23 protein-coding genes are annotated in these 18,419 nt (G+C 39.9%); 6 read left to right on the top strand and 17 right to left on the bottom strand.

Going from position 1 to position 18,419, the window contains the following annotated elements:
• Nucleotides 1–65: 65 nt before the first annotated feature.
• Nucleotides 66–308, bottom strand: coding sequence for a hypothetical protein (locus AC2YJL_RS10635; protein ID WP_195696817.1), 243 nt, complete (start codon nt 306–308; stop codon nt 66–68).
• 142 nt (nt 309–450) lie between these two features.
• Nucleotides 451–2,151 (bottom strand): pyruvate oxidase, encoded by a 1,701-nt coding sequence (locus AC2YJL_RS10630; RefSeq protein WP_251568288.1) that lies wholly within the window; start codon nt 2,149–2,151, stop codon nt 451–453.
• Nucleotides 2,152–2,433: 282 nt separating this feature from the next.
• Here AC2YJL_RS10630 and AC2YJL_RS10625 point away from each other — a divergent pair, with 282 nt between their 5' ends.
• Complete coding sequence (locus AC2YJL_RS10625; RefSeq protein WP_013057408.1) at nt 2,434–2,634, top strand: cold-shock protein; 201 nt, start codon at nt 2,434–2,436, stop codon at nt 2,632–2,634.
• Nucleotides 2,635–2,830: 196 nt separating this feature from the next.
• Here the strand turns inward: AC2YJL_RS10625 and AC2YJL_RS10620 are convergent, their stop codons facing one another.
• Nucleotides 2,831–2,968 (bottom strand): YjcZ family sporulation protein, encoded by a 138-nt coding sequence (locus AC2YJL_RS10620; RefSeq protein ID WP_098113090.1) that lies wholly within the window; start codon nt 2,966–2,968, stop codon nt 2,831–2,833.
• Nucleotides 2,969–3,235: 267 nt separating this feature from the next.
• Between AC2YJL_RS10620 and AC2YJL_RS10615 the strand changes: the two genes are divergently transcribed.
• A complete protein-coding gene (locus AC2YJL_RS10615; RefSeq protein ID WP_013057410.1) occupies nt 3,236–3,472 on the top strand; it encodes a hypothetical protein in 237 nt (78 codons plus the stop codon).
• A gap of 29 nt (nt 3,473–3,501) precedes the next feature.
• On the opposite strand, the gene AC2YJL_RS10610 is transcribed toward AC2YJL_RS10615, so the two are convergent.
• Both AC2YJL_RS10610 and AC2YJL_RS10605 read right to left on the bottom strand, forming a co-directional pair.
• The gene (locus tag AC2YJL_RS10610) at nt 3,502–3,774 is read right to left on the bottom strand and encodes a hypothetical protein (RefSeq protein ID WP_230932769.1); all 273 of its coding nucleotides are present in this window, start codon (nt 3,772–3,774) and stop codon (nt 3,502–3,504) included.
• 143 nt (nt 3,775–3,917) lie between these two features.
• Nucleotides 3,918–4,115 carry a hypothetical protein gene (locus AC2YJL_RS10605; RefSeq protein WP_014459743.1) on the bottom strand — a complete coding sequence of 66 codons (198 nt, stop codon included), beginning with the start codon at nt 4,113–4,115 and terminating at the stop codon, nt 3,918–3,920.
• Nucleotides 4,116–4,422: 307 nt separating this feature from the next.
• Between AC2YJL_RS10605 and AC2YJL_RS10600 the strand changes: the two genes are divergently transcribed.
• Nucleotides 4,423–5,205 carry an SDR family oxidoreductase gene (locus AC2YJL_RS10600; RefSeq protein WP_487374733.1) on the top strand — a complete coding sequence of 261 codons (783 nt, stop codon included), beginning with the start codon at nt 4,423–4,425 and terminating at the stop codon, nt 5,203–5,205.
• A 16-nt stretch (nt 5,206–5,221) separates the two neighbouring features.
• Here AC2YJL_RS10600 and AC2YJL_RS10595 read toward each other — a convergent pair whose 3' ends face one another.
• From AC2YJL_RS10595 to AC2YJL_RS10580, 4 genes are all read right to left on the bottom strand, one after another.
• On the bottom strand, nt 5,222–5,998 hold the full coding sequence (locus tag AC2YJL_RS10595) for an SDR family oxidoreductase (RefSeq protein WP_014459741.1): 777 nt from the start codon (nt 5,996–5,998) through the stop codon (nt 5,222–5,224).
• Between the two features lie 104 nt (nt 5,999–6,102).
• Nucleotides 6,103–7,065, bottom strand: a complete 963-nt coding sequence (locus tag AC2YJL_RS10590) for a quinone oxidoreductase family protein (protein WP_423145292.1) — start codon at nt 7,063–7,065, stop codon at nt 6,103–6,105.
• A gap of 119 nt (nt 7,066–7,184) precedes the next feature.
• On the bottom strand, nt 7,185–8,699 hold the full coding sequence (gene scpC, locus AC2YJL_RS10585; RefSeq protein ID WP_487374732.1) for a succinyl-CoA:acetate CoA-transferase ScpC: 1,515 nt from the start codon (nt 8,697–8,699) through the stop codon (nt 7,185–7,187).
• Nucleotides 8,700–8,830: 131 nt separating this feature from the next.
• On the bottom strand, nt 8,831–9,475 hold the full coding sequence (locus tag AC2YJL_RS10580; RefSeq protein ID WP_155010093.1) for a LytTR family DNA-binding domain-containing protein: 645 nt from the start codon (nt 9,473–9,475) through the stop codon (nt 8,831–8,833).
• A gap of 158 nt (nt 9,476–9,633) precedes the next feature.
• Between AC2YJL_RS10580 and AC2YJL_RS10575 the strand changes: the two genes are divergently transcribed.
• Nucleotides 9,634–10,314, top strand: a complete 681-nt coding sequence (locus tag AC2YJL_RS10575) for a DUF421 domain-containing protein (protein ID WP_155010092.1) — start codon at nt 9,634–9,636, stop codon at nt 10,312–10,314.
• A gap of 35 nt (nt 10,315–10,349) precedes the next feature.
• On the opposite strand, the gene AC2YJL_RS10570 is transcribed toward AC2YJL_RS10575, so the two are convergent.
• From AC2YJL_RS10570 to AC2YJL_RS10550, 5 genes are all read right to left on the bottom strand, one after another.
• The gene (locus AC2YJL_RS10570) at nt 10,350–11,837 is read right to left on the bottom strand and encodes a DHA2 family efflux MFS transporter permease subunit (protein ID WP_181170475.1); all 1,488 of its coding nucleotides are present in this window, start codon (nt 11,835–11,837) and stop codon (nt 10,350–10,352) included.
• Between the two features lie 279 nt (nt 11,838–12,116).
• Nucleotides 12,117–12,674 (bottom strand): 3D domain-containing protein, encoded by a 558-nt coding sequence (locus AC2YJL_RS10565; protein ID WP_014459735.1) that lies wholly within the window; start codon nt 12,672–12,674, stop codon nt 12,117–12,119.
• A 341-nt stretch (nt 12,675–13,015) separates the two neighbouring features.
• The gene (locus AC2YJL_RS10560; protein WP_258232111.1) at nt 13,016–13,150 is read right to left on the bottom strand and encodes a hypothetical protein; all 135 of its coding nucleotides are present in this window, start codon (nt 13,148–13,150) and stop codon (nt 13,016–13,018) included.
• A gap of 159 nt (nt 13,151–13,309) precedes the next feature.
• Entirely contained in the window at nt 13,310–14,194 is an 885-nt protein-coding gene (locus AC2YJL_RS10555; RefSeq protein ID WP_014459734.1) for a superoxide dismutase, read from the bottom strand.
• Between the two features lie 139 nt (nt 14,195–14,333).
• Complete coding sequence (locus AC2YJL_RS10550) at nt 14,334–15,164, bottom strand: glycosyl transferase family 2 (protein WP_407818927.1); 831 nt, start codon at nt 15,162–15,164, stop codon at nt 14,334–14,336.
• Between the two features lie 231 nt (nt 15,165–15,395).
• On the opposite strand from AC2YJL_RS10550, the gene AC2YJL_RS10545 reads away from it, so the two are divergent.
• Entirely contained in the window at nt 15,396–16,061 is a 666-nt protein-coding gene (locus AC2YJL_RS10545; RefSeq protein ID WP_407818926.1) for a cupin domain-containing protein, read from the top strand.
• 55 nt (nt 16,062–16,116) lie between these two features.
• Here AC2YJL_RS10545 and AC2YJL_RS10540 read toward each other — a convergent pair whose 3' ends face one another.
• The 3 genes from AC2YJL_RS10540 to AC2YJL_RS10530 form a co-directional block, all read right to left on the bottom strand.
• The gene (locus AC2YJL_RS10540) at nt 16,117–16,353 is read right to left on the bottom strand and encodes a hypothetical protein (protein WP_224357852.1); all 237 of its coding nucleotides are present in this window, start codon (nt 16,351–16,353) and stop codon (nt 16,117–16,119) included.
• Between the two features lie 55 nt (nt 16,354–16,408).
• Nucleotides 16,409–16,993, bottom strand: a complete 585-nt coding sequence (locus AC2YJL_RS10535) for a hypothetical protein (protein ID WP_230932777.1) — start codon at nt 16,991–16,993, stop codon at nt 16,409–16,411.
• An 84-nt stretch (nt 16,994–17,077) separates the two neighbouring features.
• On the bottom strand, nt 17,078–17,785 hold the full coding sequence (locus AC2YJL_RS10530) for a Type 1 glutamine amidotransferase-like domain-containing protein (RefSeq protein ID WP_407818925.1): 708 nt from the start codon (nt 17,783–17,785) through the stop codon (nt 17,078–17,080).
• Between the two features lie 108 nt (nt 17,786–17,893).
• Here AC2YJL_RS10530 and AC2YJL_RS10525 point away from each other — a divergent pair, with 108 nt between their 5' ends.
• Nucleotides 17,894–18,397: an immunoglobulin-like domain-containing protein gene (locus tag AC2YJL_RS10525; RefSeq protein ID WP_230932779.1), complete on the top strand. Its 504-nt coding sequence runs from the start codon at nt 17,894–17,896 to the stop codon at nt 18,395–18,397.
• Nucleotides 18,398–18,419 lie beyond the last annotated feature (22 nt).

Genomic DNA, 18,419 nt, shown 5'->3' with positions numbered 1-18,419 from the left:
TCAAAAATTATAATAGTAGCTATTTTTCATTTTTAGATATTTTAGTTTACATAATAATTTTATAGTTAATCATATTGAATGAATTTCACCATGAAAAAGAGATTGAGACATAACCACACCAGTCCAATCTGAAGACGAACAAATGGGATACATGAGCTCATATGGGTTGCTTGGTACACCGCAGTTGATTTCCGTGCAAGACTTCGCTTTCCGCGGGCGGCCGGTGAGCCTCCTCGTCGCATACGCTCCTGCGGGGTCTCACCTATTCCGCTTTTCCCGCAGGAGTCTTCGCCTTGCTCTCCAATCAACTGCTAGAAGCAACGAAATACATGAAAACTACATTCACCATGCCAATAAAAAAAACCCAAACGAAGTTGATTCTCCATCAAGAATCTCGATTCATCGTTCGGATCTTTCTTCAACTAAACTACTTTCGTCACGGCCTCTTTTTTATAGAGGAGGTAAATCTAGCTTGCCTTCTTGAAACAATTCTTTCACCATATGCTTGGCATAACCCGTTGCTTGTCCTAGCGTAATCTTAGCTGGCATAGGCGCTTCGTTTGCATCAACGATTACATCGATAATACACGGCTTGTTTTGCCTAACAGCACTTTCAAAAGCCGGCAGCAGCTCTTCTTCTTTTTCTACTCGGTAGCCAACACCTCCGCAAATATCTGCATACCTGGCAAAGTTCGGATTTGTTAAGTCTGTGCCGAATTCAGCATTTCCCATTACTTCTTGTTCAAATTTAATCATACCGATTTTATGGTTATTAAATAGCACCACAACTAGCGGAAGATTGTATTTAACAGCTGTAATAAAATCTGCCATCGTCATCGCAAAGCCGCCGTCTCCACAGACCGCAAATACCTGCTTCTCGGGATAAGCAATTTTTCCAGCAAGTGCGCCCGGCAGCCCGCATCCAAGAGTCGCTAGCCAGCTTGAAATCACAAACTGCTGATTTGTCATACGAAAATGACGCGCCATCCATACTGTGACGTTTCCTACATCTACGGACAAGACCGCGTTATCAGCCGCTACGTGCTGAAGCGCTCGAATCACTCGCTGTGGCTTGATAGGTAGGCTTTCTTTTGCTTCTTGGGTATCAAGCTGACTCCACCACTTTTTCATACGTTCTTGACTTTGCTCTAAAAACTGGCGATGCTCTGAGCGGCCAACGTTTTCTAAAAACCACTGAACCGTTGCTTTCGCTTCTCCTGCAAGCCCTGCATCTACAGGATATCTTTTGCCAATTTGTGCAGGATCAATATCAATATGAATCGTTTTTGCATGGTCTGGCAAAAAGCCTGTAAACGGATAGGACGTCCCAATCATGATAAGCGTATCCGCTTCTTGCATTGCTTCATACGCTGGCTTTGTCCCGATTAATCCAAGTCCTCCAAGACAATATGGATGCTCATCCGGTATTGCGCCTTTTCCAGGAAGCGTAAGGACAATAGGTGCTGCGATTTTTTCTGCAAATGCAAGCAGCTCTTCTCTCATTTCATGTGTGCCTCGACCGGCTAGGATAACCGGACTTTCCGCTTTACCAATCAAATCTTTTGCTTTTTCAAGATCTTCTCTATGGGGGAAAATGTCTTGCTTGACAATGATGCTTGATGTTTCTCGTGCTTCTGATCCAACTTCAAAACGAGGAATATCATCGGGAATGGTTAACACAGCCACACCTTTTTTAGCATAAGCTGTTCGAATCGCTTGATTAACTACAGTCGGAAGCTGCTCAGCGGACATGACTCGCTGGTTATATACAGCCACATCATCGAACATTCTCTCTAAATTAATTTCTTGAAACGCATCGCTGCCGATGAGGTCAGATTCTACTTGCCCCGTAAGTGCTAAAACGGGCGCTTTGTCTAATTTGGCATCATATAAGCCATTTAGTAAATGAATTGCTCCCGGTCCGGCAATAGCCGTACATACACCGATTTTACCCGTTAGCTTCGCATATGCAGCTGCTGCGAGAGCTCCCGCTTCTTCATGCCTTACTTGAATAAATTTAATTTTATCCTGGGCTTTGCGAAGCGGTTCAATAATTGAATTAATGGAGTCTCCTGGCATGCCGTAAATATGATCAACGCCCCATTCAATTAGCAGTTCAATCAGTTTTTCTCCAGCTTTTTGTTTAAACATATGACTACCCCTTTCTTCTTATATATAGAGATAGTGTGACCTGATACGCTCTTTCTTACTTATTTTCAGCCGTATAATTTTCGTTTTCTTTCGTTAAAGGAAGACAACATCTTCGTTAAATTTTCTTCATTCCTTGCAATTATCATTATCTTTTGCTATTCTATAAGAAGAATTATTTTTGTTCGGCAACAATCGATAGGTGAATACTTTCGTCTTAAAGATTTTGATCATGAGCAAGGATAGTAATACAATGTGTGCATAGCACACGAGGAGGCAACATTCATGGAAAAAGGTACAGTAAAATGGTTTAACGCAGAAAAAGGTTTCGGATTTATCGAGCGCGAAAACGGCGACGATGTATTCGTACATTTCTCAGCAATCCAAAGCGAAGGATTCAAATCTTTAGACGAAGGTCAAGCTGTAACATTCGACGTTGAAGAAGGTCAACGCGGACCTCAAGCTGCTAACGTTCAAAAAGCATAAGTAGTAAAAAGACTCTGATTTCAGTCAGAGTCTTTTTTTTATGTAGAGCTACGCATAAATTTTTTTAACATGTAGTTTGTACACGTTATTATAAATAGTAAACTAAAAGAGTCTCTTCATTCCGAAGAGACCTTTTGTGGAAGAAATAGTTGAAGAAATAAAGTGTGGATGTTGCGTCGTCCTCATTTTTTAATAATTAGCACCAGCCGCCGCCGAAGCAAGAAGCGCCGATGATGATTAATAAGATGAAAAGTACAATGATTAAAGCGAAACCGCCGCCGCAGCCACCGCCGCTATAACCACAACCGTATCCGTAACCTCCGTAGTATCCCATGTGTTTCACCTCCATTTGCTATACTTTAAGATATGTGGATTTAGTTAAATTGCTCCTAATAATTCCATAGAACTTTTGAAAATGTTTGTCATACACTAAAAATACTGCGTTTTTCAAACATGCCCCACAAAGAGATAAAACCTTTGATTTTATGGGCATTTACTCCTCTTTTCTTTATCTTTTAAAAATGTAATCGCTCCCTTTTTCATGAATGTACACCGTGCTGAATACCTTTAGTTATGTACATTCACACGGGAGGGATTTAATATGTTAACACTCGAAATTTCAAAGCAAATCGTTAAAAACGTCTACCCTATTGTCTTATCGAATCGCAGTAAAATCTTTCAAGAGGAAGTGAGCGTCGCCGCTTTGCAAGACTACTTTGGTCTTGATCATGCCTTTAGCGTATATGCAGCTGCGACCATTATTTATCAGCTAGAAGCCGACGGGTATGTATCCAAACCTCTGAAGCGCAATGAATACAAGCGAATTTTGCTCAAATAAAAACAAGCATCCCCGCAAGGATGCTTGTCTTATTTATAGCTATACCTGTCGAATAACTGCTCGACTCTTTTGTGGTAATCAGCAAGGTAGTCAGAAAGCTCAGTTTCACTCAATTTATTTGCCTGTTCCTCAAATAGTGACAGCAGCGAAATTTTAATCATTTCCATTTCCGTTTCCGAGCGATTTTCATTTCGCAAATCTTTTCTTAAATTCCACAGGCTTTGCTCCATTTCATGCTTTAATTGTTCTAGTGAGTGTGGTTCTTCAAATCCGGCACGAATGTCTTTTTTAAATCCACTCATCTTATCACTCCTCGCATTTGCACCTGCTAGATAGTATCTAATGTATACTATACCATAAATAACTATACGAGGCTTAAGCATGCCTTTTAAGCAATTGGTCACAAAATAAAAAACATCTCGTTGGATGTCTTTAACGTTACCTTTTATCTTACTTCGTCTTCTTCACCTTTTACATATTTAAAAAATGAATCAATCATTTCATTTAAAAAATCATTGCGATCTTCAAAATTCATAATTTCTAAAAATTCCACAATATCCTTATCTAAACTAATAGAAGCGGGAACATAAGCAGCCGCTTCCCTTCTTTGCGGGAATGGAATCACATTATCTTTCTTCTTCATAAAACACCGTCCTTTTTCTGTGCTTTACTAGTGTAAGCTTTCAAGGAACGATTTGCAAGTCCCTCTGATGTAAAATTTTATATAAACATTCTTCTGAAAAGACAGGCTATATCTTTAGCTACTCAAGTAGGCTCATTTGACATTAGCTTTTTCATGTTCTGGCGTCATATTAATAATTCGCCGCTGTTTTCTCTTTTCCTTTTGGCATCTTTTAGCAAATTTAAACACAAATATTTTAAAAGAGGTTTTTATTTCCTCCGTATAGGCTAAAGAAAGGAAACAACATTTTTATATGGAGGGGTTACGAATGATTGCATTAACTGGAAAAGTTGCGCTCGTGACGGGGGCGGCGTCTGGAATTGGACGTGCTTCAGCCATTACATTAGCTGAACAAGGAGCGCGCGTTGCTCTTTTAGATTTAGACGAAGAAAAACTACATGAAGTAAAAGAGACCATCATGTCGAGCGGCGGAGAGTGTATAGCCATTAAAACAGACGTCTCCGACTCTGAAAGTATAAAAGAGAGTATCGAAACGATCAGCAGCCTATGGAGTCAATTACATATTGTTTCTATTAACGCAGGCATCAACGGTACGTTCTCTTCTATTGAAGAACTATCACCAGAAGATTGGACAAAAACAATTGATACAAATTTAACAAGTACTTTTTTAACCGTGAAGCATTCTATTCCTTATTTGAAAGCTCAGGGAGGAAGCGTTATTATTACTAGCTCGATTAACGGCAACCGTACCTTTTCAAACATCGGCATGAGCGCATACAGTTCCTCAAAGGCTGGCCAAATGGCCTTCGGCAAAATGGCAGCTCTTGAACTTTCTACATACGGAATACGCGTTAACGTTATTTGTCCAGGAGCAGTTGATACAAATATTGAAAGCAATACATTCCGTCAAGAAGACAAATTAAAAGAAGTCGCGATTCCAATTGAATATCCAAATGGCAATCAACCGCTTGCTAAACGCTCGGCTAAGCCTGAAGAAGTAGCAGATTTAATTTCCTTTTTAGCTTCTGACGCGTCCAAACATATTACCGGAAGTGAAATGTTTATTGACGGCGGAGAATCGCTGCTGTAACGTACAAGCCCCTGCATTATCTGCCAGGGGCTTGTTTTTTGCTTTTATGAACAACGTCTACTCCACCCGAAGCGGATATAATACTGCCTGTAATCATATCTGAGTTTTCATCACAAAGAAACTCAATAATACGCGCAATGTCTTCTCCTGTCCCTGATCGACCGACAGGCGTTGCTTTGTCTTCTAGTAATCTTGCTTTTATAATATCACTTTCTTTCATGTCTCCTACAATATCTCCGGGGCAGACCATATTGGCCGTAATCCCGTATTCCGCTACTTCTAGAGCAAGCGATTTGGTCAGAGAAGCTAGCCCTGACTTAGCGGCACTAAAAGCCGCGCGGTACATCCATCCAGGGGTATGCTCTACATCTTGAAAGCCGTATGTAATAATCCGTCCAAACTGCTGGTTTTTCATAATAGGAACAACAGCTTTGACAAAGTGAAAAACAGAGCTTAAATTCCCTTCCACCATTTCATACCATTCACTGTCTGTGTACTCTATTAATTTCTTTCTTTCAAATACATACGGACCTGCATTATTAATTAAAACATCAATACGTCCAAACCGCTCCATAGCCTGCGCAACGACATGTTCAATATCTTCTTTATTTGTTATGTCTCCTTCTATAAACTGTACGTTATCACTATATTGATGCCATTCTTCTTGCAGTTCTCGCACTTTATTTTTATCACTGCGAAAATGGACGGTAACGGAATACTGCTTTTTTAGAAACTGTTCTGTTACTTTTTTGCCGATACCTTTATGACCTGCTGTAATTAATGCATGTTTCATCGACCTTCACCTCTTTTACTCTACTTCTCTACTATATATATTAGACAGCTTCTTGATTTCTCCTTTACTAACGGAAAAAAGCCCTTGACGAAAGGGCTTTTCTTTTACGGTCTTAACAAAATTTTACCTGTACTTTTTCGGCTTTCAAGAAGCTCATGTGCTTTCGCTCCGTCTTTTAAGTCAAATACCACAGGATCGATTAGCACAAGCTGACCTTTACTGATCCACTCAAACAGCTGCTGTGAGCGTACTTTGCGTTCTTCATAAGATACAAGCACGTTCCACAGATCTCCGCCTGTAAGCGTTTTAGAGGTATCCATCAGCATACGTGGGTCGACCGGGGCCGGATCGCCTCCTGCCATTCCGTAAAATACCACGGTTCCGCCTGTTTTTACGGCTTCAAAGCTTTTTTCTAGCGTAACTCCTACAGATTCGTAGGCAACATCTGCGCCTCGCTTCGTTACTTCTTTCACTTGTTCCACCCAGTTATCTTCGTATAAAAAGACGTAGTCAGCCCCTGCTTGAGCCGCTGCTTTTGCTTTTTCAGAAGATGACGTTAAGCCAATAACCTGTCCGCCTAATAGCTTGGCAATTTGAACTAAAAGCTGCCCTACACCTCCGGCAGCTGCGTGCACAAGTACATAATCACCCGGCTGAATGCTGTAGCTGTCTTGTGTTAAATAGTGAGCCGTTAACCCTTGCAAAAGCACAGAAGCAGCTGTGTCAAACGAAATATCGTCAGGTACAACAATTATTTTATCTTGTGGCACAGCAACAAGCTCTGCATTTGCAAAAGGAACGTCAGCAAACGCAATGCGGTCTCCTACGTTAACATGACTTACTTCTGCTCCTACTTCTTCTACCACACCTGCTCCTTCATATCCTAAAATATACGGAAGTGTACCCGTTAAGTGGTAGTTCCCTTTTCTTCGGTACACATCAGCAAAATTAAGTCCAATTGCTTTTGTTCTTACTAGTACGTCTGTTGGACCAATAGAGGGATTCGGTATATCTTGATAGTGAAGAACGTCAGGTCCTCCAAACCTTTCAAATACTAATGCTTTCATAGATAAGTTACCTCGTTTTCTTTATGTATTCCCTTTCATCGTAATTCAAAGAGATACCAAAAACAAGTTTCTTACTCAGTGGAAAAACGCTTTGTCTCCTCATGAGACAAAGCGTTTTTTTAATTTGTTTGTGCTACGGTTTCTCTCATCGTTCCATTTTTTTGATAAGACGTATGAAAAGAAAAGGCTTTTTCAAGAACGTGCGGTGTTTGGCCGCCTCGCGTGAGCGCTTCTTCGTAATACGCCATAAGCTGGTCGTGGTACATTGGATGTGCACAATTTTCAATAATGCGCTTTGCCCGTTCTCTTGGAGCAAGTCCGCGTAAGTCTGCATATCCTTGCTCTGTTACAATTACATCCACATCGTGTTCCGTATGATCAACGTGTGAAACAAACGGCACTATGCTTGAAATATCACCGTTTTTGGCAATAGATTTTGTTACAAAAATGCCGAGACGCGCATTTCGGGCAAAATCCCCTGAACCTCCGATGCCATTCATCATTTTTGTTCCCATCACATGCGTTGAATTAACATTTCCGTAAATGTCTAGCTCTAGCGCAGTGTTAATGGAAATTAGTCCTAAGCGACGAATAACCTCTGGGTGGTTTGAAATTTCCTGCGGGCGAAGAATGAGTTTATCTCGATAGGCTTCAAAATTAGAGAAAACTTGTTTCATTTTATCCGCTGAAAGCGTAATCGAGCAGCAGGAAGCAAACGTAACTTTTCCTGCGTCAAATAAATCAAACACGGCGTCCTGCAATACTTCGGAATATACTTCTAAATCATGAAACTCCGAATCTAACAAACCGTGGAAAACAGCATTTGCCACAGATCCAATTCCAGATTGTAAAGGAGCAAGCGATTCAGTTAATCGTCCTTCTTTAATTTCTTGGCGTAAAAATGAAATCAAATTTTTAGCCATTACAACCGTTTCTTCGTCAGGTGCTACAATCGTAGACGGTGAATCTAGCTGATTTGTAAATACAATACCCTTTACTTTATCTAAATCAATTGGTATGCCTAACGAACCAATACGATCATCAGATTTTTTCAAAGGAATTGCATCACGCTGTCCTTGAACGCCCGGATCATACAGATCGTGAATACCTTCTAACAGCTCTGGCTGCGCTGTGTTAATTTCAATAATAATTGATTTTGCATGCTCGGCAAACACCATCGAATTGCCGATTGACGTTGTTGGAATCATCATTCCGTCATCCGCGATAGAAACCGCTTCCAAAATAGCGAAATCTATTGGATCTAACACGCCTGAACGCACCCATTCAGAAGTATGGGATAAATGCTGGTCGATAAACTGAAATTCACCTTCATTAATTTTTTTACGCATGGTCGGGTCCGCTTGAAACGGCAGGCGTTTGTTTAACATGCCTTTTTCTGCAAATAGCTTATCAACATCTGACCCAAGTGAAGCACCGGTATACACGCTGACTTTTATTGCCTCAGTTTCCGCTCGTTTCGCTAGCGCAAACGGTACAGCTTTGACATCGCCCGCGCGTGTAAAACCGCTTAGACCAAGCGTCATTCCATCTTGAATCCAAGACGCTGCTTCTTCAGCAGAGACAACGCGATTCTGTAATGCTTCATGCTTAATTCGATTACGTACGTTTTCCATTCTCTTCACTCCTTGTTTTTGCTCTTTTTACCATTTTACTGTAAAGAAAGCGTCCACAAGAGTTTTTGGAATGAAATGGACAAAAATAGCGACAAAACAGCATATTTGATGATAATGAAGCTAAATGACGGTTAAAACCCAAGCAGCTTTCGAAAATAACTGGCGTACGACTGACTGACCGGAATTTTTTCTCCATTGTTCATCACTAATAAAAAAGTTGAATGTGTATCAGGATAAATTTCTTGGATTTGCGTCACATTGACGATAAAGGAACGATGACAGCGCACAAACTCTTCTTTTGGAAGCACATAATCAAATTCATTTAACGTGTATTTATGCGTACCCGTATACTTCTGTGCGTACACATATGTTTTTCGGTCACGCGCTTCTACGTAGATGATTTTTGAGAAAGGAACCGGTATCCATCCCTCGTTCACCTTTAACGTCACAACTGACTTTCCGCTCGTTAACGCGGGAAAAATCGCCGTTACGCATCCTTGAACATCTCCTTCATCTAAGAAAGGTACGGCCATGCCGTAGTAAGGTGTGCCAAACACGTCTCGGTGAATAAATTCCGATACTTTTTGCTTTCGTTCTAATGCTTTATATGTAATCGTTCCTTTTTTAATGTGATCTCCAGGGCTAATTTTTAAATTAATTCGTTTACTTGCCCTGTAATACACGTATGTTTCTAGATCTGAAACAGCAATCGACGCTTCATCGGAAAACAGTTCACTAATAACATCTAGTAGGGCTGAGGCTTTAAATGGTTTCATCTTTTCACCTTCTTTTGTCTAGTTAAACACGTTGCTTCTTTATTGTAGCGCAAAAGCAAAAGCGATTGGGAAAGAAGCATGGAATTTATCCTTTTAACTGCATAAAATTTCTATTTTTTCACAACATAAAACAATGAAATGAAGGAAGGGTGAAATGTATGGGCTATGCTGAATCGACGTTTCGAATCGCCTGTTCATTTTTTGTGCTGCTTCTTTTAACGCGGCTCATGGGAAAAACAGAAATCAGCCAGTTAAATGTATTTACATTTATTACGGCGATTACGATTGGTAATATTGCTTCTTCCCTCTCCACTGATAAGCGAGTGGAAATTGATAAAGGAGTTTATTCACTGCTAGGATGGACATTTTTAACAATCGCTATGGGCTATATTGGAATGAAATCGAAAAAAGCGCGGCATCTTATTACCGGTGAGCCTAAAATTGTGATTAAGCAAGGGAAAGTGATGGAAAAGGCATTAAAACAAGTCCGGCTAGATATTGAATCTCTTTTGGGCATGCTGAGGCAGCAAAACGTATTTTCCATAAAAGATGTAGAATACGCCATATTAGAAATCAACGGAAACCTTTCCGTTATGCAAAAACAAGATAAAAAGCCAAACGCATGGTCAAAAACGCTTTTATTTCCCACTTCAACCGGCGTTATTTACGATGGGAAAGCGAATGAAGATGCTTTGAAGGACCTGCACGTAGACCATAACTGGCTGCATAAGCAGCTAGAAAAAGCGGGAGTCAACTCAATTGATGACGTCTTTTACGCTGAGGTTCAGTCGGACGGATCGCTTTATATTGACTATAAAAAAGATAAATTTAACTCATAAAAAAAATCCGTACCATATAAGGCACGGATTTTTTATTAGCTTGCTTTTTTCACACGATTTGTAATGGTATCTTCTTTTGGTGATGTTTTGCGAATAAAGAAGGCTAAAACAAACGCGATCACACTTAAAATCGTTGCGATCATAAACGCATCGTTAATACCCATTGCTGTACCTTGATTCACAGCTTCAGCCATACTGCCTTTATCTGTCGGCAAAATTTGCTGATTCGTTACGATGTTTTTCACGTGTTTTTCACCTTGATTCATCATAATGGATACAAAGAACGCCATTCCTACAGCTCCGGCAACCATTCGAAGCGTATTAACCATTGCCGTGCCGTATTTATTTAGACTAAGCGCAAGCTCATTTAATCCAGCTGTAAAGATCGGCATCATAAGCAGCGACATCCCAAACATACGAACAGTATAGACAATCATGACATACATAAATGTTGTGGTTGTTTCAAGCTTTGTTAATTCATATGTTGTCACAACGGTAATTGCTAAACCAATAACAGCAAGCCATCTTGCGCCGAACTTATCAAACAGTCTTCCTGTAATCGGAGACATAATCCCCATTACAATTCCCCCTGGCAGTAACAGCAGGCCTGAAAGAAACGGTGAAAAGCCGCGTACGTTTTGCATATAAATCGGCATTAAAATCATACCTGAAAACATTGCCATTGTCACAATTACGTTAATGATTGTTGTCAGCGTGAACATACGGTAACGGAAAATACGGAATTCAAGAAGCGGCTGATCAATTTTTAACTGACGGAAAATAAAGAACAGAATTGAAATACCGCCTACAATGAACATGGCTAACACTTCGGTGCTGGTCCAACCCTTTGTACCGCCCGTAGCGAACGCATAAAGCAAGCCGCCAAATCCAATTGTTGACAAAATAACGCCAAGCACGTCTAGCTTAGGTCGGCTTGTTTCTGTCACGTTTTTCACTAAAATAATCGCCGCAATTACGTTAATAAGTGCAATTGGAAACATCATAAAGAATAAAACGCGCCATGAGTAGTGCTCAACGATTAAACCAGAAAGCGTCGGCCCTACTGCCGGTGCAAAGTTCATTGCTACCCCAAAAATCCCCATCGCAAAGCCGCGGCGGTCAGGCGGGAATAGCGTAAAAATAACGTTTGTAATTAACGGAAATAAAATTCCCGCTCCTGCTGCTTGCACGACGCGTCCCACTAAAATAACGGAAAATGTCGGTGCGATACCGCAAAGCAGTGTTCCTACTGTAAACAGCCCCATTGCTGTAATATACAGTTGCCTTGTCGTAAATCGATTCATTAAAAATGCTGTAATTGGAATAACAATTCCGTTTACTAGCATAAAGATGGTTGTTAACCAGTTGCCCGTAGCCGCCGTTACTTGAAAGTGATCCATCATTTGCGGAAGCGCAATGTTAATCAGCGTTTGATTTAAAAAAGCGACGAGCGCTCCCATTATCATTACGCCAAAAATAGACCGAGTTCGGGCTTGATCGGACTGTTGTGTTTGTGTATTCATTTTAACAAGACCTTTCCCTTTAAAATTATCTGTATGTAAATCTTCAGATGACAAACAGGTTAAGAATATAGTTTATGTGTTCATTCTATTAATTTATGTCACGAATATTTAATGAACTTAATTATATACCGGATAAATATATCTGTTTCCGAAATATTTGTCAACAAATATGATCATTTTCGTAAAACTTTTCCATCAGTATATATAAAGTAGCATACCCTTTAATGAAGAAAAAAATGAGAGCCCTTCAACGAAGGCTCTCATTCTCTTAAGAAATACTTATTTTAAGATTTGAACTTTTACTGTTTTTCTTCCCCATTTTAACGCTTCTTTTTGAGAAGGAAGAAGAACATCAATTTTATTTCCTTTAATCGCGCCTCCTGTATCAGCTGCGATTGCCGTGCCATAACCTTCTACGTATACTTTTGAACCAAGCTTAATCACTTTTGGATCGACAGAAATAACTTTTTGATTTGGATTCTTTTTCAAATCGATTCCAATCGCCGTTTTTCCGCTGCAGCCTTTGCAGTTCGCTGTGTACGCTGTTGCTGTTACTTTAAATTCTTTCACAACGTTTGAAGACTTCGCAGGCGCTGCTTTAGCAGGCGTGCTTGATTTTACTTGAGATACTTTTAATACTTGTTTCGGATGAATGCTGTCTGACTTTAAGTTATTCCACTGTTTCAGCTGACTAACCGATACTTTATATGTCTTTGCAATTTTATATAGCGAATCTCCGCTTTTTACTGTATATGTATTTGTTGCAGCTGATGCACCACTTGCCACACCGAACAGTGACATTAGAACTAAACTGAACGTAATCATTGTCTTTTTCATGTAATTGATTTCCCCTTTATCTACCAATACATAAAAAATAACACATGAATATTACAGTTATATTTCAGTAGCATGTCAATAGTTTGATAGTTTAGTTACAGTAAAAATAAATATTCTTCCTTTTAAACTAGTAAATTAATCACCTTAACATTTCAAAAACATACATATTTAGGCATATAACGGTGCTTTTACACACATTTATATTAGATTATTTCATTTGTAACATTTAATTGGTTCTAGAGGCTTATACTTTATTTTTATATTGGTTATTTAGAACATAGTTTATTTAAAAATAAATAAATGCGTTAAAGTAGCTAAAGGAGCTTAATATAAATCACTTTTTACACCGCAGTTGATTTCCGTGCAAGACTTCGCTTTCCGCGGGTGGCCGATGAGCCTCCTCGTCGCTTGCGCTCCTGCGGGGTCTCATCTATTCCACTATTTCCGCAGGAGTCTTCGTCTTGCTCTCCAATCAACTGCTAGAAGCGTATACAGATATCACCGTCATAACAATAAAAAATCCGAACGAGTTGGATTCTCCATCAAGAATCTCAATTCACCGTTCGGATTTTCCTTCAACTAAAATGCTTTTATCATAGCCTTTTTATTTGAAATTAAAATACCTGCAATACTTGTTAATACGGCTGCCACTGAAGCATTCTGGCTGCCTCAAATCTTTTTTCTACATTTGGCCAGTAAACGATTTTCCACCAATTATCAACGTAGGGATCACGTTCATTTTTGTACTGCAGATAATAAGCGTGTTCCCATACGTCTAATACGAGCAGCGGAATGGTATCCCACTGTGTGAGAAGCTGATGGCGCTCCGCTTGCAAGACTTCAAGCTTTCGCGAACGCGGCGACCATACTAAGATAGCCCAGCCCACACCTTCTACTTTTTTTGCGGCTTGAGAAAAGTGCATCACAAATTTCTCATAGCTGCCAAAGTCTTTTTGAAGCTGCTGCAGCAGCTGGCGCCTCGGCCTTCCTCCTCCTTCTGGACTCATGATTTCCCAAAAGATTGTATGCAGATAATGACCGGAGCCATGAAAAGAAGCTTCCCGTTCCCAATGTTTTATGAGGTCAAAATTATTTGTGTTACGGGCTTGCTGCAGCATGAGCTCTGCTTTATTTAATCCATCGACATAGCTTTGGTGATGCTTGCTGTGATGAAGGCGCATAATTTCCCGGTTAATATACGGCTCAAGAGCTGAGTAACTATAACCAAGCGGCGGCAGCTCATGCTGCCCCGGCGCTATCGATTCCCTCTCCCTGCCGTCGTCTCCAAGCCGCTCTTTTAAGATTTTATCAATGTGCCGTACCGCATTATTGATTTCTTCTAACGTATATTCGTTCACATCTTCTTCACTTAAATATTCAAGAACGTCTTCTTGCGTGCGCGTGATATATGACGTTATATCTACTTCTGTAAAGGCTTCTTCAAATACAGGATCACATACTTGTTCAAGCCAGGTCTGAACTTCCATCAAGTATCTTTTTCTCTCATCTTGATCGGCCATACTTCCCCTCCTTACACCTCATCTTCACTATCATATTCAAAAGAAAAAGCAACATAACTTCCTACTTGTATCTATTGAGTTAGAAAATTCGACATAAAAAAGCAAGAGCTCCTTAAAGGATAAACTCTTGCCTTTTTTCTTATATCTTCTTTGCCATATTCACATAATCAATCGTTTCTTGCTTGCTAACAGCCGCGTGCTTCAGCTTTGGATTATAATAGAGCTCGACTTTTATATTATTGATTTCACAGTCATCTGGCATATCCTGCAAATCCGTTAAAAACGGCAGCAAGTGATTGTTCATATCGTATTCAAACGCCCCATTTTGCAAGTAATACACCTTTGGCACATAGTTAATATGGCGAAAAAACTTCACTACGTTGATTCTCTCACCGTATGAGGCGATCACTTCATCTTCTGTCAAGTTCGGATAAGATAAATTAAACACTTGCCGAACCGGCGTTTTCAGCCACTTGGTCAAGCAAGTCTGCGGATTGTTGACAAGCGCTTTTGCTCCTTTTACGTATCCCGCTAAAAACATCGACATAAAGCCGCCGCCTGAAGATCCGTAAAACAATACGTTAGACGAATTCACCTGTGCTTTTTTCATGAACTTTTCAATTAAAACCGCAATATCTTTTAAATAAAAACGATCGCTTGTCCCTTGTCCCCACGCAAGCGACACCTTCCCTAAATAAAGCGTAGGATCGTTATAGTAAATAATTGAATCTTGGAATTCATTCATCCACGAATGGCGCTGAAAATATGGAGGGCCTGCAGGCATTTCCTGACTTGCCCCTCCTCCTGAGCCAAACACAAGCAAATGAGAAGACTCTTTTTTTAATCTCACTAAAAACTCAAACAGCACTCCGTTCCACTTAATCCCTACCAACACGGGCTTGTCAAACGGCAGGTGAAGTTCGTCTAGCTTTTCATACGTACTAGTTATTTTTTCATATTGATCAAGCAACAGCTCTGCAACTCACTTTCCTTAAAATGATCTGTCGTATGCGTCTGACATTGATCATGGCTCTGTAAAAAAAGAACCTGTTACAGTGTATGAAAATCAGTGGACAAATGTTTGTACACGTTATCAAAAATAGGCCTTACCTACATATCCTCCTAGGCTTCTGTCACGAAATAAAACTCTTCACATACGATACAGCATCATAAAAAATTCAAGGATAGGAGCTGGAGACCCTTGTCAACGCCCTATATGGATTACAATAATCCAAACGTACAATACTTTTCTGATGTGAATAAAAACAGACTTAATACGCGAAACGATCAAAATTACATTAACCGATTAGGCCGGGATGTGCTCAACACATTAGGAAACGTATCATTACTTGATATTTACTTAAGCAAAAGCCGCGTAGTCGAACCGCACTATCACCAAAATGCCGCTGAGCTTGTCTACTGCATTGCAGGCTCGGCCGTCGTTTCATTAATCAATCCGTTTAACAACGAAGTCACAAATATTCCGATTACTCCCGGTCAAGTAGCCAATATCCCTCAAGGCTGGTGGCACTGGGAAATTGCGTCTGAAGACAATACGCATTTACTTGCCATTTTTGACGCCCCTTACCCGGAATATATTTTTGGATCGGACATTTTAAATAAAACGCCTATTGAAGTCCTTGCTCACACGTACTGCTTAGATCCAGAGCAACTAAAGAAAACGCTGGCTCCGTTAAAAAATCAAACCATCGTGATTGGACCAACGGACGAATGTAGAGAAAAAGAACACTATAAAAAGGAAAAACAAGCTGGTCCAGCCTACCATCACACGTCTCCTTGTACGTATCCTCCGCCTCAGAATCCCTACTATCACCCTCAAAGCCCCTATCACTATCGGTACTGGTAGAAACAAAAAAACCGCTGCCAACGCAACGGTTTTTTTTGTTGAATACATAACATTATTAGTCTGTATATGTACTATGAAAGGCTGCTTCAATATATGCAACTTGGAAATGATAATGTCCAATTAAATATTTCACAATGTCCACTTGATCAATTTTGCCAGGCTTATCGACCATCGCTTCTTTCACCATTTTTTCAAACGTACCTTGATCAAACTGTTCTTCATGAACAACAATTGTCTCAGAGTACGTTTCATCTTGCCCTTCTGAAATGCGGTAGTAATACAATTTTTTCACCTCAATTTATCTTAAATACATGTATACCCCTAACTAATAACCTTCAAACATTTTTTCAACGTTCTTTTTCCACTTTACGATAGGCTGCGGCTTTTGCTTTTACAAGAAGCCTTGTGAACCAATACGCTACTAACGTTATTCCGATATCAATCAGAAAAATATAAAATAAGCTCATTCCTTTTCCTGAATCAATAAATTTAAAATGGTGTTCAAGGGGCGCCAGTCCAAATGAAAAAACAGCGCTCAGCAGAATCGTATACAGATAAAAATTCTTTTGGTGATTCGTACAATATTGATAAAGCAGCAGAAAGCCTACCGGCAAAATAGAAGCGGTAATATTCGTTGCGTTTGGAAGCTGCGGCGTTAAGAAAAACGTGTGTGTTAAATAACCGGTTCTTCCAAGTGCAGTATCCGTATATGCCCAAAGCACGTGAACTGTATAACCGAAGAAAAACACCTCAAAGATCCGCGTCCGGTCTACGGTAAAATACAACAACACAAGAGGAAGAACGAGCGAAGCAAGCACCACCCAAAACTGCCAGTTTCCAAAATCTGAATACTGATGCCAATACGACGATAATAACTTCTGCAGCTTATCGCTTTGTTCATGTATGTTTCCCCAGTATTGTTTATAGCTCACTGAAGTACCCTCCTAGATAGAATCTCTGCTTATGTATGTACGAATAAGCTCCATTTTATACAGAGAAACATGGAAAGCAGCCATTTATTGCTTGCGATCACCCAAATAGGTCACCGGAAGCTCACGTTCAACTACTTCTTCCTCTTTTCGACCAACAGCATATGCTTTTGCTGTTGGTCTTGAGCTAACTGATGCGGATAGCTTCTCATTTTTAAAATGCAGCGCAACTCCATCATCTACAGCATAGCCTTCTTTCGTTTCCCCGCTTGCAATTAACTCACGATACGACGGTCTTCGATTGCTTTCTCCATCGTAGTGAGGACAGTTACTTCCCGTTAAAAATCCTAAACAGTCGATTTTAGACAGTTTATTGTTCATTGAATCAGTGACGCCTTCTTCAAACCAGCAAATCGAACCTGCGCTTATTCCTGCTAAGATCACTCCTTTTTCATAAGCCTTTTTTAAAATCGTATCCAGTCCCCACTCTTTCCATAAAGAAAGCATATTCCTTGTATTACCGCCGCCTACATACAAAATATCGTGCTGCAGCACATATGCTTTTAAATCTATAAAGTTTGGTGAAAACAGCGATAAATGAGACGGTGTACATACCAACTCCTCAAACGCTTCATAAAACCTTTCTATATAATTATCGGCATCTCCGCTGGCTGTAGGGATAAAACAGGTTTTCGGCACATCTATATGAGCTTGTGAAAGTATGTATTGATCCAGAAGCAAGTTATCCGGCTCCATCGAAAAACCTCCGCCGCCCATGGCTATAATTTGTCTCAATTCAATCATTCCTTTCAAAAAAGTGATATAGGAAATGTAAATTCATACTATTTCAAACGAGAATTTTTCCGTATAATTGAAGAGTGATAAAAAGGTGGTGCAAAGCTTTTGAAAATAGTACGAACACTTTTACTAATACTAGGCATTTTTATTATCTTGTTTTGTATCTTTGGCTATATCGATTATAACGGTCAAAAAATGGAACTAGGACCCAAACAAGAAAAAAACATTCCTTCTTCCATAAGCATTGATGGGAGAACTATTACGCTATCTGCTGTCAGTAAAAAATACGATAAAACGCAGTTTGGCTTTTTTGTTATTCAAAACAATTCGACGCATACCTTAACGATTCCTTACGAAAATACGGCGGATCACTTAAAAGACGGCAAGTGGTACAAAGTTGTTCTAAACGGATTAGAGTTCCCTGATAAAACTGTCATGCTGAAGCCAGGGAAATCACTCAAACTAGATATCGCAACTCCTAACTACAAAGTAGGAAAGTACCGTTTTGTTCAGCACTTTAAAGATGAAAACGGAAAAGAGCATGTGTTAGCGGCTCCTTTTGAAATCGTTTGGCCGAGTCTTAAAAATGTTCTCGGACAGTTTGATTAAAGGTAAAAAAGCACTTACCTGC

This window comes from Priestia sp. SRI_019, from assembly GCF_057586255.1.
This window is presented reverse-complemented; position numbering and strand designations above follow the sequence as displayed.

Bases quoted from the DNA above. Each gene is read 5' to 3' on its own strand.
- AC2YJL_RS10620 (WP_098113090.1), bottom strand. From the start codon at position 2,968: ATGGGATACTACGGAGGTTACGGATACGGTTGTGGTTATAGCGGCGGT.
- AC2YJL_RS10565 (WP_014459735.1), bottom strand. From the start codon at position 12,674: ATGAAAAAGACAATGATTACGTTCAGTTTAGTTCTAATGTCACTGTTC.
- AC2YJL_RS10600 (WP_487374733.1), top strand. From the start codon at position 4,423: ATGATTGCATTAACTGGAAAAGTTGCGCTCGTGACGGGGGCGGCGTCT.
- AC2YJL_RS10555 (WP_014459734.1), bottom strand. From the start codon at position 14,194: ATGGCCGATCAAGATGAGAGAAAAAGATACTTGATGGAAGTTCAGACC.
- AC2YJL_RS10590 (WP_423145292.1), bottom strand. From the start codon at position 7,065: ATGAAAGCATTAGTATTTGAAAGGTTTGGAGGACCTGACGTTCTTCAC.
- AC2YJL_RS10580 (WP_155010093.1), bottom strand. From the start codon at position 9,475: ATGAAACCATTTAAAGCCTCAGCCCTACTAGATGTTATTAGTGAACTG.
- AC2YJL_RS10610 (WP_230932769.1), bottom strand. From the start codon at position 3,774: ATGAGTGGATTTAAAAAAGACATTCGTGCCGGATTTGAAGAACCACAC.
- scpC (WP_487374732.1), bottom strand. From the start codon at position 8,699: ATGGAAAACGTACGTAATCGAATTAAGCATGAAGCATTACAGAATCGC.
- AC2YJL_RS10630 (WP_251568288.1), bottom strand. From the start codon at position 2,151: ATGTTTAAACAAAAAGCTGGAGAAAAACTGATTGAACTGCTAATTGAA.
- AC2YJL_RS10575 (WP_155010092.1), top strand. From the start codon at position 9,634: ATGGGCTATGCTGAATCGACGTTTCGAATCGCCTGTTCATTTTTTGTG.
- AC2YJL_RS10625 (WP_013057408.1), top strand. From the start codon at position 2,434: ATGGAAAAAGGTACAGTAAAATGGTTTAACGCAGAAAAAGGTTTCGGA.
- AC2YJL_RS10605 (WP_014459743.1), bottom strand. From the start codon at position 4,115: ATGAAGAAGAAAGATAATGTGATTCCATTCCCGCAAAGAAGGGAAGCG.
- AC2YJL_RS10615 (WP_013057410.1), top strand. From the start codon at position 3,236: ATGTTAACACTCGAAATTTCAAAGCAAATCGTTAAAAACGTCTACCCT.
- AC2YJL_RS10570 (WP_181170475.1), bottom strand. From the start codon at position 11,837: ATGAATACACAAACACAACAGTCCGATCAAGCCCGAACTCGGTCTATT.
- AC2YJL_RS10595 (WP_014459741.1), bottom strand. From the start codon at position 5,998: ATGAAACATGCATTAATTACAGCAGGTCATAAAGGTATCGGCAAAAAA.